Below are 16,148 nucleotides of genomic sequence, written 5' to 3'. Positions count from 1 at the left end.
GGAGGAAAAGTTATGTGTGAGAAAAAAGAGATACACGGCGAAGGCGCGAGCCTGGGCGAAGTGACGTCGCTTTTGTCCGACATCTTCAAAAAGGTGGCCGACCGCGGGACCGCCACCGCCAAGGAAAAGTTCCACCAGGCGTTGACGGAGTTCCACGGCACGCTGAAGAAGATAGACGAAGAACTCGAGACCTCGGGAGAAGGGGAGAAGTAGCGGCGCCGTTTTTATTTCAAATAAGACCCCGCCTTTGCCCGGGCGGGGATTTTTTTACTTTAAGATCGGGTCGGAGCTATTCAAGCTTAAAGTCTTCGCCCAGGTTGGCCTGGATTATCGCCTCCGGTACCCAGCCGCGGGCGCCGTCCTCGCCCGTCAAGGTCTTGAAGTCCACGGCGAGCGTGCGCCGCTTCAAGTCGGTGGTTATGAATTGGTCGGTGGCTCCCCGGCGCGCGCTCTCGTAGAAAACCTCGTTCTCGGGGTGGACCGTGGTCATGTACCGCTCGAGGTTCTCCTCGTTTACGGCGCGCTGCGTCTTTTCGACGACGGCCAAGACCGCCTGCGCCTCCGCCTCGAGCGCGGGCCCGGGTTTGCCGCCCGGCAGCTTATCGTACGTAACCTTCGGTTGGAACGGGATGTCGGTGGTGCGGGTGTCGACGGCGAGGCCGGGCAGCTCTTTGAAGTGTACCTCCCGGCCCGGCGGCAACGAATGGCCGCGCGTACCGAAGTTGACCTTTAAGCGTTTTAGTTGCGCCCGGTCCGGCTCCGAAAGGGCCAACGTCGAGCCGCAGTAGCGGCAGGTTACTTCGCCCGCGCCGCGGACCTCGGCGCCGCAATTGGGGCACTTTAACGATTCTACCTTCGGCACCGTAGGCGACCCTCGCTTTCCGTGAGGTTTGGCGGTTGGGCGCCGCTATCTCCGCGCAAGGATACGGTAATTAGGCCGGTATTACAACCGGACACCGGAAGGCGGGGGGCGATTTTATGTTTGCGGTTTCGGCGGGGCGATATTATTATAGTGTGAAAGGATGTGTCTAACCGGCCCTTGGACCTAGGGGTTCCATATATGAAGGACGAACGAAAAACGAAGGCCGAGCTTATCTACGAACTTACGGCGTCGCGCAAGCGCGTCGGCGAGTTGGAGTCGCTGGCCAGGCACGGCGAGTGGGCGGAAACCGAGCTCGAGCGGCATATCAAGACGCTGGAAGGATTGGCCGAAATATCGAAAGCGATGAATACGGCTCCGGACGAGAAGGAGTTATTCGATTCCGCGGCCGTATTGTTAGCGGATAACCCCCGCGTCGTGGCGGGAGCGATTTACCTCCTCGACGAGGACGCCGGATGCCTCCGGCTTGAGAAATCGTTCGGGCTCTACCCGGCCTTCTACGACGACAACGAGACGCTGGCGCTGGACGACGCCGACGTGAAGTCGATCCTATGGTCGGATACCGGCGTCGTCGTCGACGGCCTGCTGGGCGAGGAGACGTGGCGGGAGGTCGTCGCCGAAGAACTCAAGGCCGAGGGGCACGTAGTCGCGGCGGCGATGAGGGCGGAGTCGGAGACGGTCGGCGTTTTTACGATGATATTGGAGAAGGCCGACGTCTACACCGTATCGTTCGTCGAGATGATAGCCGCCGAGTTGGCTTGCGCGGTAAAGCACAAACGGGCGGAGGAGGAATTATCCAATTACCGCCGGCGCTTGGAGGAACAGGTCGAAAGTCGCACCGAGGAATTGCGGGCGGCGAACGAGCGGTTGGAGGGGGAAGTTACCGAACGGAAACGCGCGTTGGCGGAGTCGGCCGAGAGCGAGGAGCGTTTCCGCACGTTGGCCGAGAACTCGCGCGACGCTTTGATTATTTACGATAAGGACGAAGAGCGTATAGTATACGTAAACGCCGTGGTGGCGGAAATGTTCGGCGTCAGCTTACACGACGTCCGGAGCATGAGCGTAGAAGAGGCGTTCGATAATTTTATATTCGAAGACGACAAGGATTATCTATTCGAGGCCACCGCGAAGGCGGAAGTCGCGAGAAGCGCCGGGTCCGTCGAAACCGTCGGCCTCGATTACCGCGTTAGAAAACCCGACGGCGACGTACGTTGGTTCCACCATCGTAGTTACCCGGCGGTGGTGGAGGGTGTGCCTACGTCGAGAGTTTATGTAATATTGACGGACATTACGGAGCGTAAGCGCGTCGAGGAGACGTTGCGCGAGAGCGCGGAGAAGTACCACGCCATCGCGGAACGCGCCCCCTTCGGCGTGGTAATACACCGGGACGCCAAGATTTTATACGCTAATGACGCGGCGCGCGAGATACTCAAATTTTCTCCCGGCGACGAAGTAGTAGGTTTGTCGATCTTTGAATTTATCTTTCCGGAAGATAGGGAAGGGCTTTTAGAAGCAATGCGGGAACGTAAGCGCGGCGACGTACCCTATCCTTACGAGGTTAGGGTCAAATGTCGGGACGGCGAAGTAAAGGAGGTTGAGGCCTCCGGACGTATTTTCAACTACGGCGGCCAAACCGCTTATATAGTTACGATTAACGATGTTACCGAGCGTAAGCGTGCCGAGGCGGCGTTGCGGGAAAGCGAAGAACGCTACCGCTGCTTGGTGGAGACGTCTCCCGACGCCATCGTCCAAACCGACCTCGAAGGAAATATCGTGGCATTGAACCCTCAAACCGGTTTGTTGTACGGCGTCGAGGACGTAGAGGGTCTTATAGGCGTGAACGCGTTCGACCTCATAAAACCCGAACAGCGAGAGGCGGCGAGGGTAACTCTCCAAGAGGTTTTAGAGCGGGGTTCGGGTACGGGCGTCGAATACGAATTGCTCACGAAAGAAGGAGGCTATTATCCGGCCGAAGTAAACGTAACTTTGGTTACGGATGCCGAAGGCACCCCGGGCGGTTTCATCGCCGTAATCCGTAACGTCACCGAAAGGAAGCGTGCGGAAGAAGCGGTCAAGGAATCGGAGACGCAGTATCGTACCCTCCAGGCCAATATCCCGGTTGGCGTATTCCGCTCGTTGGCGGAACCGGGCGGTCATCTGATATCGGCCAACCCCGCTCTGGCCAAGATGTTCGGTTACGAAGGACCGGAACGGATGTACGAGACAAAGGTCGCCGATTTGTACTCGAACCCGGAAGAACGCAAAGCGTTTATCGCGGCCGTAAGTTCGGCCGGGGCCGTGTCGGATTACGAGACGGAGTTTAAACGAAAAGACGGGACCGTATTTTGGGGTTCCCTCAGCGCCCGCGCGGTCACGGGGCCCGACGGCGAGGTCGCGTACTTCGACGGCATTCTGGAGGACGTTACGAGCCGCAGGGAGGCCGAAGAGGCGCTGGTTGAGTCCGAGGAGAAGCACCGCACGTTGGTAGAGGGTGCGACCGACGGCGTCGTGATCGTTCAAGACGGCCTTTTCAAGCTCGCCAACCAGGCGATGGCGAAACTCGCCGGTTACGACGCCTCGGAGGAATTAATAGGCAGCGAATTTATGCCCTTCATTGCCCCGGAATTCAAAGAAATGGTGGCGGAGAAGCATCGGAATACGATGGCCGGCGTGGGTACGCCGCTCATTTTCGAAATAGACATATTAAAACGCGATGGCGCCAAGGCCCCGGTGGAACTTAATACCGGCATGATCGAATACGAGGGGCGGCCGGCGGCCATAGTCACGGTGCGAGACCTCACCGAACGCAAGAGAGCGGAAAAGCGTATAACGTACTTCAGCGAATTCGCGAAGAATATAATCGAAAGTACGCAGGTGGGGATTTACGCGGTGAACCGGAAAGGCGCGCTGCAGATTTGGAACCAGGGGATGGAGAGCCAATTCGGCGTGAGGGCGGACGAGGTCGCAGGCAGGAACATCTTCGAGGTTTTTCCCGCCCTTAATGAGGAACCGCTCGGCGTCGCGATTAAAAAAGCCCTTGCCGAAGGAGAGGCTTTCGAACGAAGAGATTTGAGACATAAGACGATTAAGAAGGGGGAGCGCATATTAAATACCAAGATCAATCCTATGAGGGATGCTTCGGCGGCGGTAGTGGGCGCGGTCGTCATAACCGAAGACGTTACGGAACGTACGCGCGTCGAGGAGAGGGTCCGGTACTTCAGCGAGTTCACCGAGAATATTATCGAAAGTACGCAGGTGGGTATTTACGCGTTGGACAAGAACGCCATCGTCCAGATATGGAACCGGGGTATGGAGAGCCAGTTCGGCGTTACTTCGGCGGAGCTGGTGGGCAGGAAGATCTTCGAGGCGTTCCCCTCGCTACGCGCCGAGCCGTTGGGCGAGGCTATTAGGGCGGCGTTGGAACGCGGCGAGTCGTTCGACGAACGGCGCTTAAGACACCGGACGTTGAAGAGGGGCGAGCGCGTATTAAATACCAAGATAAACCCCTTGAAAGATTCGTCGGGCCGCCTGGTGGGGACGGTGGTGATTACGGAGGACGTCACCGAACGGGTAGCGTTCGAGGAAAAACTCCGCGCGAGCGAAGAGAACTTCCGTACGTTAACGGCGAACATCCCCGTAGGCGTTTTCCGGTCGCCCGCCCAAGTCGGCGGTACGATGGTCTCGGCCAACCCGGCCTTGGCCAAGATGTTCGGGTACGGCGAACCGGAGGCGATGTACGAGACGGGGGTTGCGGACTTATACGCGGACCCGGGAGAACGCAGGGAATTTATCGCGGCCGTAAGTTCGGCGGGAGCTTTGTCCGATTACGAGACTCGGTTCCGGCGTAAGGACGGGACTACTTTTTGGGGCTCGCTAAGCGCGCGGGCCGTTAAGGGCGCCGACGGGGAGGTGGCTTATTTCGACGGCATTTTGGAGGACATTGCGCAGCGTAAAGACGCTGAGAGGGCGCTGGCGGAATCGGAGGAAAAATACAGGACTTTCGTGGAGCAGGCGACCGACGGCGTCGCGATCGCCCAAGACGGGGTATTGAGGTTCGCCAACCGCGCGATGGCGAAAATCCTCGGCTACGATACCGCCGAGGAGATAATCGGAAAAGATTTCGAACCCTTCGTCGTACCCGCGTTTAAAGAAACGGTGGCGGAGAAACACGAACGTACTATGGCGGGAGAAGGGGGTCCGAGTATATTCGAGATCGCCGTTTTGAATAAGGCGGGCGATGAGGTCGCGGTCGAAATTAACGCGGGCGTCGTAACGTTCGAGGGCCGGCCGGCGTCAATGGCCATAGTCAGGAGCGTCGCCGACCGCAAACGCGCCGAACGGGCGCTCGCCCATAGCGTCCGACGAAACGAAGCTCTCCTTCAAACCATACCGGACATGATATTCGTCCTTACCAAGGACGGGACCTTCAAGGATTTCAAAGCGGACCGGGACGGAGATTTGGCCCTCCCGCGCGACGAGATCATAGGAAAGAACATCCGGGACGTCGGCTTTTCCGACGATTATGTGGAGGCGATCTTAGCTTGCGTGAACGAAGTACTGGCGACCGGCGAGGCGCGTACGGTGGAGTACGAGCTCGAGATGCCCAGGGGCCGTAACTTCTACGAAGCGCGCATCGTCCCCGTAGAAGAGGACGAAGTGCTCTCCGTCGTTCGAGAAATAACGGACCGCAAACTCGCCTTCGACGAAGTTAAGAAAAGCCTAAACGGTACGATCTACGCTATGTCCAAGATGGTCGAGACGCGCGACCCCTATACGTCCGGTCATCAGCTGCGGGTGGCGAAGCTGGCGCGGGCCATAGCGGAAAAGATGGACTTATCTGAAAACCAGGTCGAGGGCGTCTTTTTGGCCGCGGTCATCCACGACGTCGGTAAAATATCGATACCGGAAGGGATCCTCAGCAAACCGGGTCCCTTGACGGAGCTGGAATTGAATATCATTAAAAACCACCCTCAGGTCGGCTACGATATTCTGAAGAACGTCGAGTTCGCGAGGCCTATAACCAAGTTCGTCCTACAACACCACGAGCGCCTGGACGGCTCGGGGTACCCGTTAGGTTTGAAGGAGAGAGCCATTTCGGTCGGGGCGCGCATTTTAAGCGTGGCGGACGTCGTCGAGGCCATGTCGTCGCACCGGCCTTTCCGGCCGGCGCTGGGACAGGAGAAGGCTCTCGACGAGATATCGAATTACAGAGGCGTACTGTACGACGCGAAGGTGGTCGACGTATGCCTTAAGTTGTTCCAACAGGAAGATTTCCAGTTTAACTAAGTTTTCGGTTAACGTCTCTTAAGCACTCCGCGCCGTTTCGGCCGGGCGTAAAGGCCGGTTTAAAATAAGAGTGGCCTCGAACGACTGGGGGGGTAAGCGTAAAAATAACCGTTCGAAGCCGCCGCGTAGGCGGTTTTTTTTATAGCCCTAAATTTGACCCGATAATATGTTATTATTAAACATATATTTTCCGGGTCAGCTTTCCCCGCCGGCTGTCGCACCCCGCCGAGGGTACAAGTTTAATGAAAGACGAGAAGAAGACTAAAGCGGAGCTGATAGAGGAGCTCGCGCGGTTGCGCCGCGTCGCCCTCGAGTTGGACGCGGCGGAAGCGGCGCGGACGCGGGCCGAGGCGGAATTGACCCGCTACCGTCGCCGCCTCGATGAGCTCGTCGACGAGCGTACCGGCGAGCTGAGAGAGGCCAACGCGAAGCTCCGCCGCAAAGTGGCGGAACGTATACGCGTGGAGGAGGAGAAGAAGTATTTCAACGAGTTTACGGAAAACATAATAGAGAGTACCCAGGTGGGTATATACGCGCTGGATAAGGACGGCACGGTAAAAATTTGGAACCAAGGTATGGAGCGGCAATTCGGCGTCGATTCCGGCGATATTGAGGGGAAGAACATTTTTGAAGCCTTCCCGGTCCTCGCCCAAGAACCCTTGGGGGCCGTGATCAAGAAGACGCTCGAGGAAGGGGAGCCTTTTGAGCAAAGCCGCCTTCGCCATCAAACGTTGAAGAGGGGGGAGCGCATCTTGAACACGAAAATCAACGCGTTGCATAACCCCTCCGGCGGAATAGTGGGGGCGGTCGTAATTACGGAGGACGTTACGGAGCGGGTGAAGGCCGGCGAGGCCTTACGCGAGAGCGAGGAACGGTATCGCAGTTTGGTAGAGGCCATCCACGGCGGGTTCGCCATCGTTGACGGCGACGAGAATATACTTTTCGTTAATCAGGCCTACTGCGATATGTTGGGGTACGCCAAAGAAGAACTGACGGGGATGAACGTCGGGGAGTTGGTGACGGAGGGGGAGTTCCTTAAGATGAAAGGGGTTACCGAAAGGAAGTTGCGTAGTAGGGAACCGACGAAATACGAGACGGTAATGCGCCGGAAAGACGGCAGCGAACGACGTTTTTTAGTCTCGTCGACGCCCTTTTTCGACGACAGGGGCGATTATAAATATACCTTGGGCGTGGCGCTGGACATAACCGACCAGAAGAGGACCGAGGCCGAGTTGAAACTCAGGACACGGCAACTCGAGGAGGCTCACCGCCGCGCCGACGAATTGCTACGCAACATACTCCCCGAACAAGTTATAGAGGAGCTGAAGGAGGTCGAGACGCCGCTGCCGCGGTCCGTTCCCAACGTTACGATCGTCTTTATTGATATCGCAGGTTTTTCCGACATCGCGGCGCGCGTCAGTCATAAGGCGCTGGTTACGAAATTGGCCGCTTATTTTCACGCCTTCGACTTGATCGTAAAGGACCACGGTTTGGAGAAGTTAAAGACCGTGGGGGACGGATATATGTACGCGGGAGGGCTTTTCGCCGAGAACAACCAGTTGGGAACTTGTGCGGAGGCGGCGCTGGACATCTTGAAAATAGTGGGAAAACGCGATTGGCAAGTACGCATCGGCGTCCACGAAGGCCCTTGTATCGCCGGGTTAATTAAGGGATGGCGCATGGTTTACGACGTGTGGGGCGATACCGTGAACGTCGCCGCAAGACTACAGGAGGCCTGCGAGCCCGGCTGCATCAACGTCTCGAAGAAGGTGTACGAAGAGCTGGGGGACCGTTTCGATTTCGAGTACCGGGGCGAGCTCCCGCTGTACACCCTCGGCCCGACGCCGATGTATTATCTTAAAGGTATAAAAGGCAGTTGAGGTAGGCCGGCTTCAGGAGTGAGCGCGTACTTCGATAACAGCCGGGTTGTGGCACGTAGGCCGCTGCCGTTACGGGGTTTTACCGCGACCGTTCCTGTGTGGAACGTGGGAAGGTGAGCGCGAGTGGGGGCTCGGTTAATATTAATTCCGGTGTGCGTCGTTGCGTTGGCGGCGTCGGCCTCGTCCGCGCGTTGGTCGGTAGACGTCGAAATCGGGGCCGTCTTCAGCGGCTACAACGACGTCCGCGTCCCCAACGACGGCGGTACCGAAATTTCGTTGTCGCGAGAGCTCGATACCGACCCGGCTTTTTTCTATCGGTTCAAGGCCGGGTATACGTTCGGCGAGAAGCACGCGGTACGCGTCCTCGTCGCGCCGCTGAGGCTCAAGGCCGGCGGCTCGGTCCCGCGCGTCGTGGTTTTCGGCGGCGTCGAAATACCCGCCGGCGCTCCTATCGACGCGACGTACCGCTTCGATTCGTACCGGGTTTCGTATCGTTATAATTTCGTCCGCCGCGACGCCCTTACGTTCGGCCTGGGCTTCACGGCCAAAATCCGCGACGCCGCCGTCACCTTAAAAAGCGGCGAAGCGGGGGCCGAAGAGGCCAATACCGGTTTTGTGCCGTTACTCAACTTCGGCCTGGCGTGGACTTTCGCCGACGGGTGGACGTTATTAGTCGACGGCGACGCTTTGGCCGCGCCGCAAGGGCGTGCCGAGGACGTACTGGTCGCCGTCCGGTATAGAGCTAGCAAGAACGTCTTTCTCAAAGCCGGTTATAGGATGTTGGAGGGCGGCGCCGACGTAGCCGAAGTGTACAATTTCGCGATGCTGCATTATGTCGTAGTAGGCCCGTCGTTCGAATTCTAACCTAGTGGAAAACAATCCGCGTCCAACGCGGCAACGGGGCCCCTTAGCTGCAAGGGGCTTTAAATTAATTAAACCTTTGCGAGATGAAACGGGACTAATTTGCGGCGCCGCGGACGCGGCGGCCGGTACGGCGATTTGCCTTAAACGGCTTCGACTACATAGCAAGATAAGGAGCGTCGGCTATGAAGCGAATACCGGTGTTACTAGCGGTTTCCGTCGTCACGTTCGGTTTATGGAACCCCGTTGCGGCCGAGCGCGATTTACGTAACTTCGGCGCGTTGGGCCTGGGCTTCGCGATACCGGACCACGCCGACTTTCGCGACGCTTACCGGCAACGTTTCTGCGGCTCGCTGGGTTACGGAACGAGAATAGGCCGTAACCGTCACTTGTTCGCGTACGGGATGGTCGGATATAACGGCTTCCGCGCCCGAAAGGAGGGGTGGGACGACACGTACCTCGGGAACGTCAACGCCGACGCCCGTTGGTACTTCGGCGCCCCGACGAAGGAGATATCCGGGTACATAGGCTTAGGGCCGGGCGTTTATTGGGACCGGGAAGGCGACGTCGCCATAGGCGCCAATATCGCCATAGGCGGCGACTTCCCGGTGGGCAGCGACTGGGCCGTCGTCGCGGACGTCGACCAGCATTTCGTCGATTCCGCGGACAAGCGCGCCTTCCTGACGGTTCGCGTCGGCGCCGCGTACTGGTTCTTGTAGCGGCTTAAAGCCCGGCTACGGGAGAAGCGTCGCCGGGGCGTCCAAAGGTATTTGACGCGTCGCGGCCACGGTTTTTCGGGCCGTTCGCCTCGTCTTCTTGGCGGGGCGTTTTTTTGTTGAAATTACGCAGCCGTGTAGTACACTAATACAGGGTAAAGGTAAGTTTAACCGCTTTTCAACATGGGAGGTTCACATGCAAAGCCCCGGAAAGAGAACGTGCGTTATCTCCCGGTGGCCGGCGTTGGCGGTATTAGTTTTCCCGCTGAGCGCCGGTTTTGCTTTTGCCGCGCCGTCGTTCGACGGCGGCACGAGCGTAGAGTTCAACGCCGAGGATAACGCGACCTTCGCCTACGTCGCCAACCCGGCGCGGCTCGTATACTACGAGCGTTCGACGATACTTATGGACGTCGGCGGCGATTGGTCGATGGGTACGTTGAAGTACACCGAGAACGACGGTAAAGTTACACCGGGTCAGCCCCCCGAGCCGGGCGAAGCCGCGGCGGAGCTTAAGCTCAATACCTCGGTGGGAGGCTCGGGCCTCGCGGCGTTCAGAATGGGTTCTATCGTATTCGCCGTGGACGGCGGCTTCAACTGGGATAAACTCTCCATCGGCGCCGTCGGGATGACCCTTCCGGAAATGGGCTATTTCGACGAAGGCGAGGTCTTATCGTTCAGCATCCCGGCCCAGTACGTGAAGGGTTTGGTAGCCTTCGACAGTAAGCCCTGGGCTTTCGGCTTCGCCGGCAAATACGCCCATACTGCTCACGTCCTGGAAGAAGAGGCGGACGACGTCGCCAAAACCGAGCTCGCGTTGACCGACATGGAATTCCTGGGCGGCATTTTTTACCGGACTAACGGCACGCGATTCCACGCCGGCGGCGGTGCCCAGATGCTCACAAACCGGGTCGAAGTCGACGAACCGGGCGAGCCGATGGCGGGCGGCGAGGCCAAGGCGATGAGGATCCTGGCGCGGGCGGGCTGCCGCTTTATGCCGTCGTCGAAATTCGCTTTGGGCGTGAACTTCGACGGGAAGATCACGCCGAACGTTACCGTAACCGACGACGGCTTGGACTACGACATAGCCGAAGGGTCGGAGTTCGACGTAAGGGTGTTACCGGGCTTCGCCTTCTATCCGGACGACCAAACCACGCTCGCGTTCGACTATAACGTTAACTTCGTCAGTATCGGAGTGGATACTTTCGACGATACTGGCAAAGTGCTCGGCGAGCATAAGTTAAGCGAAATGTGGACCAACACCCAGGTCGGTTTGGAGCGGTGGTTCACCGAGGATATTTCCGCCAAGGCCGGCTGGCGCCAGAACATATTCGCTTACCCGCGCAATACCATGTTCGCAGGCGCTTACTACCGCCCCAACGAGAACTGGTCCTTCAACTACGACTACAGCGAGGGCGTAATAGCGATCGACAAGCTCACGGCGTTCATAGTTTTAAAGGACGTCATCCGCCCCGGCGGCCACCGCATTACGGTAGCCTACAGTTTCTAGTCGCTAACGGGCCGTAAAGACGTTACCTAGGAGGCGACCATGTATAAGCGACGCGCTATACGCGTTTCGCTGAACGGCTTGGCTTTGGGCGTCGCCTGCGCCCTGGTACTGTCGACTGGAACCGTGCTTGCGTTGCCGGCTTTCGATAGCGGGACCAGCGTGGCGTTCAACGCCGAAGACAACGCCCTGGTGAGCTACGCCGCAAACCCCGCGAAATTGGTTTATTACGCCCGTTCCGCGGTTCTTCTTGACGTAGGCGGCGACTGGTCGATGGGTTCGATTAAATACAGCGAGGGAGGAGGCAAGGGCAAACCAGGTACGCCGCCCGAGCCCGGCGAAGCAGCCGCCGAACTCACGTTTAACGTCGCTGCGGCGTCGTCGGTTTTGGGCGTTTTCCGCTCCGGTTCTACCGTCGCCGCCTTCGGCGGAGGCGTCGATTGGACGACGTTTTCGGTGGGGCTGTCCGGCGTTTCGGTCCCGGAAGTCGGTTACTGGGAAGGCGACGCGTACACTTTCAACGTGCCGAGCGAACGGGCCGAGGCGGTCGTGGCGTTCGACCTCGGCCCGTGGGCTTTCGGTGCTTCCGGAAGGTTTTCCTATACCGACGCTACCTCCGAGGATAAGTGGTACGAATACGGACGTTGGGAACCGGAGTCGGGGTGGAGCTTCGACGAGCTAACGTTGACCAACGTCGAGTTTCTCGGCGGCGCGTTTTATCGTTCCGGGGATACGCACTTGGGCTTCGCCGGCGGCCTCCAAGTACTTAGAAATTCGTTGGACCTCTTGTACTCCGAGACGTCGTACTGGTACTGGTATCCGAGGCACGACGGCTTCAAAGCTTCGGCGACGCGGTTCTTGGGTCAAGCCGATTACCGGACGATGCCGTGGTCGAAGGTGGGTGTCGGCCTAAAGTTCGACTTTAAAATCGCGCCTGTGGTGGCGATAGACGAACACGACGTCGACTACCGGGTGGGCGAAGGGTTGGAATACGACCTCGCTTTCAGGCCGGGCTTCGCCCTTTACCCCGACGAGAAGACGACCGTCGCCTTCGACTACAACGTCAACCTTGTACACCTGGGGTATGACGAACTCGACCATATGGGGCGTATATTCAACGAGTACAACTTCGACGACCTCGCGACCAGTACGCAGGTGGGGCTCGAGCGGTGGTTCACCGACGACGTGTCGTTCAAGGCCGGGTGGCGACAGAACGTACTCGCTGTCCCGAGGAATACGATGTTCGCCGGCGCGTGCTACCGGCCCAGCGAGAATTGGACCTTCAACTACGATTTCGCGGAGGGATACGTTACGGTTAACGACCCCTCCGCGTTCTTGAGCTTAAGCGACCTGGTCCATCCGGGTTCCCATCGCATTACTTTGACGCATAACTTCTGATAACTTTCGCCGGTGAAAGAATGGCGAAACGACGAAACGCCCCGCGTGCGCGGGGCGTTTCAATTCTCGTTGAAAGGCATTTTATTTTTCGACCAGCGTCTGCGCGCTGGTGGGGCAGGTCCCGGCGCAAAGGCCGCAGCCGAAGCACTTACCCGGGTCGAACCGCAAGCCCTCCTCGCCTCGGGCCGTCGCGCCGAAGTGGCAGCGTTCGACGCACGCGCCGCACGCCGCGCATAAGTCGCCGTCGTGGGTAGCGACGTAATCCGAGCTTAGCAACGCGTTCTCCATCCCGAACTTATTCAAGGCCGTGAATTGGAAACAACAACGCGAGCAGCAAGCGCATATTTTATACGGGCCCTCGTCCGCCGCCGCCGCCACCAGGCCCGGGCCGTCGTCGTACGTCCTGCGGAGAATCGCTAATGCTTCTTCGCGCGAGGCCGGCCGGGCGTAGCCGTCCTTGACGGCCCCGTCGTACCACGGCCCCAGAAACATACAACCCTCGCGCGTGTGGTCGCACCGTTGCATCTTATTGTGGCAGAAGCACTCGGCAACGGCGATCCGGTCGGCCCGGGCGAGTATCCCCTCGACGGCCCGGAAGTTCAGGACCCGTTGGCCCGCGGCGGCCGTTACGTTGACCGGGATGACCCGCGTGTCGTCGCCGTCGCCGACCAGTTCCCGTACTTCTTCTTCGGTCCAACCGTTTTCCATAATATAAACGGCGGTCCGCTACCGCCCGAGGCGTTATAACGGGCGGGAAGACGGACCAGCCCAAGGCCGGCCCCTATATCGGCTCTTTCGGCGGGGCCGTACGCCGTGCTTTCTTGGCCGCCGCGATAAGTTCGCGGAGCCAGTCGGCGTTTCGGTAGCGCGCCATGTCGGGGTCTTTCGCGACGTGGCCCACGACCTGGCCGTCGTCGTGGGTCAGCGCCCGCGTGAGGTATTCCCGGCACTTCTCTTCATTTCCCACCTCGGCCCAGAAGCAGGCGAAGTTATACAACGCCGCGGGGTCGTCGGGCGCGAGTTCAACGGCGCGTTCGTACGCGGTTTGCGCTTCGGCGCGACGGTGTAAACGGTGCAGGCAAATCGCGAACGCGGAATACCCGCGGACGTACGCCGGGTTTAAGCGGACCGCCTCTTCCGCCGCCGCCAAACCTTCGTCCGGCCGGCCGAGCTGGGCCAGCGAGAAGCTGCGGCCTGCGTGCGCCCGCACGTGTCGGTCGTTTATGGCCAGCGTGCGCTCGAACGCCGCTAACGCTGCGGCGTAACGACCCGCCAAGAAATGCGTAATGCCTTCCTCCAACGTCTTGGCCGCGGCGTGGAGGTCGTCGAACCAGTCGGCATCGACGTACCGTTCCAAATCGCGGTCTTTTTTCGAGTGTTCGACGACGTCGCTTTCCACGTATTGGAACGCCCGCGTCAGGAACTCGCGGCACTTTTCTTCGTCGCCCACCAGCGCCCAGTAGCACGCGTAATTGTATAAAACCCGCGGGTTCTCCGGCGCTACCGTCAGCGCCTTCTCGTACGCCGCTTCGGCCTCGTCGCCCCGGCCCAGGCGGTAAAGACAAAACCCTAACGTCGTGTAGGCGACGGCGTTGGCAGGTTCCAATTTCAGGGCTTCTTCGGCGGAGGCTAAACCCTCGGCCGGGCGGCCTAGTTGCGCGAGCGTTACCGCGCGGCCGGTGTACGCGCGGACGAAGGTGGCGTCCAGCGCTATGGCCCGGTCGAAAAGGGGTAGGCTTTCGGCATACCGGCCTATAAAAGAAAGGTTGGACCCTTTTCGCGCCAATGCCTCGGCTTCTCGGCGATTAATGAGTTCGTTTTCGGCCACTTGATATCGTATAGATTATAACCGGCTAAGTAACATATGTCAAAAAATGAGCCGATTTTAATACCTATTATTAGCAAATATGCGTATTTGCCGGCTAGTTCGACCGAGCGCTTCCTTTTTATCTTGTAACGTTTGCGTTCTTAATTTATATTTATCGAGGGTGATCGACTTATGTGGAAAAAATTGTTCGCCTTCGGCGTCGTTTGCTCGGCCGCGGCCGCCGCGTTCGCCGTCGAGGCCACCATAGTTTCGTACGAGGACGGCGAGTTAAATTTTTCGCTGAAAGGCAGCGGGACCGTTACCGTGACGGGCCAGGTCGATTTTAAATATATTTCGGCCAAAACGGGGGCCGAGGCCCTCGCCCGGGCGACGTCGGAACCGATGAAAATCAAGCTGGCCGGCGACGAGACTCCCGCCACCATACAAGTAATACCGCCCGACGGCTCGATCGTCGAAGTCGAGGTTGTACTCTTCGTAAACGACGAGGAGAAAACGCGGCAGACGTTCTACTACTAGGAACGGCCTTACGGCCGCGTCAGCGAACGTCTTCGTGCTTCGGCGACGCTCGCCGTCGTGAATTGGTTTGAGTTCGGAGGCCCGTAATGCGATTGAGGTCGATTTGGGTTGTCTCTTGTGTTGGGACCGTAGTCGCCGTGGGCGCGGCCGCGGCCGATATTCAGATTAGGGCGCCTTCCGGCCCGGTCGTAGCGTACATTAGAGACGGCGGCCGGGTGGAAGACGCGTCGTTCCGCACGCTCGGTTACATCCGAACGGGGGGGCGCGTCGAGGATATGAGGTTCCGAACGCTCGGCTTCGTGCGCGACGAAGGCTCGGTCGAAGACGCGTCGTACTGGACTATAGGGCGTGTGCGCGGAGGAGGCTGCGTCGAGGACGCGTCGTCTCGAGCCGTAGGTTACGTCCGCGAGGGCGTCATACAGGACCCCCGTCTGGTAACGGTCGGCTTTTACGAAGCGGGCGGGTTTACGGGCGACGTCGACGCGGCGCTCGCGGCGTACGTCTTCTTCTTCTCGCCCGCGCTCTTTACGCAGCCGGAATGGGACACGGTTTATAAGCCGTAAACTCGATATGCCGAACGTACGCCGGTTTAAATATAGACGAATTAAAAGGCGGCCCGAAGGCCGCCCTTTTTAATTTTGCACGGTCTCATCTGTATAACGATTTGATCTTACCTATACTCGCCGGCGAGATGCCGGTGTTGGGGTCGTACGCGATGAACTGGAAGGCGTACATGTAATCGCCCATGTAGTTCTGGCACGCCCAGAGGTACGTACCGTCCCAGGTGAGGCCGATAATGTTACCGGCGAAAGCCGGCCCGTCGAACGACTTGACGACCGACCCGCTCGAGGGGTTTATCTGATGGATGGTATGTTTGGCGTTCGCTTCGCACGCGAAGAGGTACGGCCCGCCGGCGCCCGGAAAATTTAACTCGACGGCGGGCTGCGAGGAGGTTATACTTAACGTCGCGGCGTAACGGCAGAAAAGGAGTAGTATATGTGGCGAGCTCGTTTTGTTATTTGGTTGTCGGCGTTTGTTACATTGTCCGCAGCGTTGTTGGCCTTGGCGTGCCAAAACCCGTGAAGGACGTAACGGCGGCGCCCGGGCGGGCGTGCAACGCGTTTACGGCGTAACTAATTAAGTTTCGCGTTGAGGTGTCGGTATGGAGCGGCCGGAGGCCTGGGCCCTGGTCCAGGCGAACGTACGTAACCGGAACATCATAAAGCATATGGTCGCGGTTGAGGCCGCGTTGCGCGCGGTGGCCCGGCGGCTGGGCGAA

13 protein-coding genes are annotated in these 16,148 nt (G+C 58.8%); 9 read left to right on the top strand and 4 right to left on the bottom strand.

Annotation, left to right across the window (positions count from 1 at the left end; genetic code table 11):
* The coding region (locus VMX79_07630) for a hypothetical protein (GenBank protein ID HUV86970.1) at window positions 1-213 on the top strand (213 nt) is incomplete at its 5' end.
* Between the two features lie 76 nt (window positions 214-289).
* On the opposite strand, the gene VMX79_07625 is transcribed toward VMX79_07630, so the two are convergent.
* A complete protein-coding gene (locus VMX79_07625; GenBank protein ID HUV86969.1) occupies window positions 290-862 on the bottom strand; it encodes a zinc ribbon domain-containing protein in 573 nt (190 codons plus the stop codon).
* Window positions 863-1,060: 198 nt separating this feature from the next.
* Here VMX79_07625 and VMX79_07620 point away from each other — a divergent pair, with 198 nt between their 5' ends.
* The 6 genes from VMX79_07620 (at window position 1,061) to VMX79_07595 (ending at window position 12,525) form a co-directional block, all read left to right on the top strand.
* Window positions 1,061-6,166 carry a PAS domain S-box protein gene (locus VMX79_07620; protein HUV86968.1) on the top strand — a complete coding sequence of 1,702 codons (5,106 nt, stop codon included), beginning with the start codon at window positions 1,061-1,063 and terminating at the stop codon, window positions 6,164-6,166.
* Between the two features lie 242 nt (window positions 6,167-6,408).
* Window positions 6,409-8,046, top strand: a complete 1,638-nt coding sequence (locus tag VMX79_07615) for a PAS domain S-box protein (GenBank protein HUV86967.1) — start codon at window positions 6,409-6,411, stop codon at window positions 8,044-8,046.
* Window positions 8,047-8,169: 123 nt separating this feature from the next.
* Window positions 8,170-8,910: a hypothetical protein gene (locus VMX79_07610; protein ID HUV86966.1), complete on the top strand. Its 741-nt coding sequence runs from the start codon at window positions 8,170-8,172 to the stop codon at window positions 8,908-8,910.
* Window positions 8,911-9,092: 182 nt separating this feature from the next.
* Complete coding sequence (locus VMX79_07605; GenBank protein ID HUV86965.1) at window positions 9,093-9,626, top strand: hypothetical protein; 534 nt, start codon at window positions 9,093-9,095, stop codon at window positions 9,624-9,626.
* A 193-nt stretch (window positions 9,627-9,819) separates the two neighbouring features.
* Entirely contained in the window at window positions 9,820-11,130 is a 1,311-nt protein-coding gene (locus VMX79_07600; protein HUV86964.1) for a hypothetical protein, read from the top strand.
* Window positions 11,131-11,169: 39 nt separating this feature from the next.
* On the top strand, window positions 11,170-12,525 hold the full coding sequence (locus tag VMX79_07595; protein ID HUV86963.1) for a hypothetical protein: 1,356 nt from the start codon (window positions 11,170-11,172) through the stop codon (window positions 12,523-12,525).
* Between the two features lie 81 nt (window positions 12,526-12,606).
* Here VMX79_07595 and VMX79_07590 read toward each other — a convergent pair whose 3' ends face one another.
* Both VMX79_07590 and VMX79_07585 read right to left on the bottom strand, forming a co-directional pair.
* Window positions 12,607-13,233 carry a 4Fe-4S binding protein gene (locus VMX79_07590; GenBank protein HUV86962.1) on the bottom strand — a complete coding sequence of 209 codons (627 nt, stop codon included), beginning with the start codon at window positions 13,231-13,233 and terminating at the stop codon, window positions 12,607-12,609.
* Window positions 13,234-13,306: 73 nt separating this feature from the next.
* The gene (locus VMX79_07585) at window positions 13,307-14,311 is read right to left on the bottom strand and encodes a tetratricopeptide repeat protein (protein ID HUV86961.1); all 1,005 of its coding nucleotides are present in this window, start codon (window positions 14,309-14,311) and stop codon (window positions 13,307-13,309) included.
* 213 nt (window positions 14,312-14,524) lie between these two features.
* Here VMX79_07585 and VMX79_07580 point away from each other — a divergent pair, with 213 nt between their 5' ends.
* Both VMX79_07580 and VMX79_07575 read left to right on the top strand, forming a co-directional pair.
* Window positions 14,525-14,869, top strand: coding sequence for a hypothetical protein (locus VMX79_07580; GenBank protein HUV86960.1), 345 nt, complete (start codon window positions 14,525-14,527; stop codon window positions 14,867-14,869).
* A gap of 86 nt (window positions 14,870-14,955) precedes the next feature.
* Window positions 14,956-15,432, top strand: a complete 477-nt coding sequence (locus tag VMX79_07575) for a hypothetical protein (protein ID HUV86959.1) — start codon at window positions 14,956-14,958, stop codon at window positions 15,430-15,432.
* Between the two features lie 85 nt (window positions 15,433-15,517).
* Here the strand turns inward: VMX79_07575 and VMX79_07570 are convergent, their stop codons facing one another.
* Window positions 15,518-15,943: a hypothetical protein gene (locus VMX79_07570; protein HUV86958.1), complete on the bottom strand. Its 426-nt coding sequence runs from the start codon at window positions 15,941-15,943 to the stop codon at window positions 15,518-15,520.
* Between the last annotated feature and the right edge of the window lie 205 nt (window positions 15,944-16,148).

This window comes from bacterium (assembly GCA_035529855.1).
Taxonomy (GTDB): domain Bacteria; phylum RBG-13-66-14; class B26-G2; order WVWN01; family WVWN01; genus WVWN01.
This window is presented reverse-complemented; position numbering and strand designations above follow the sequence as displayed.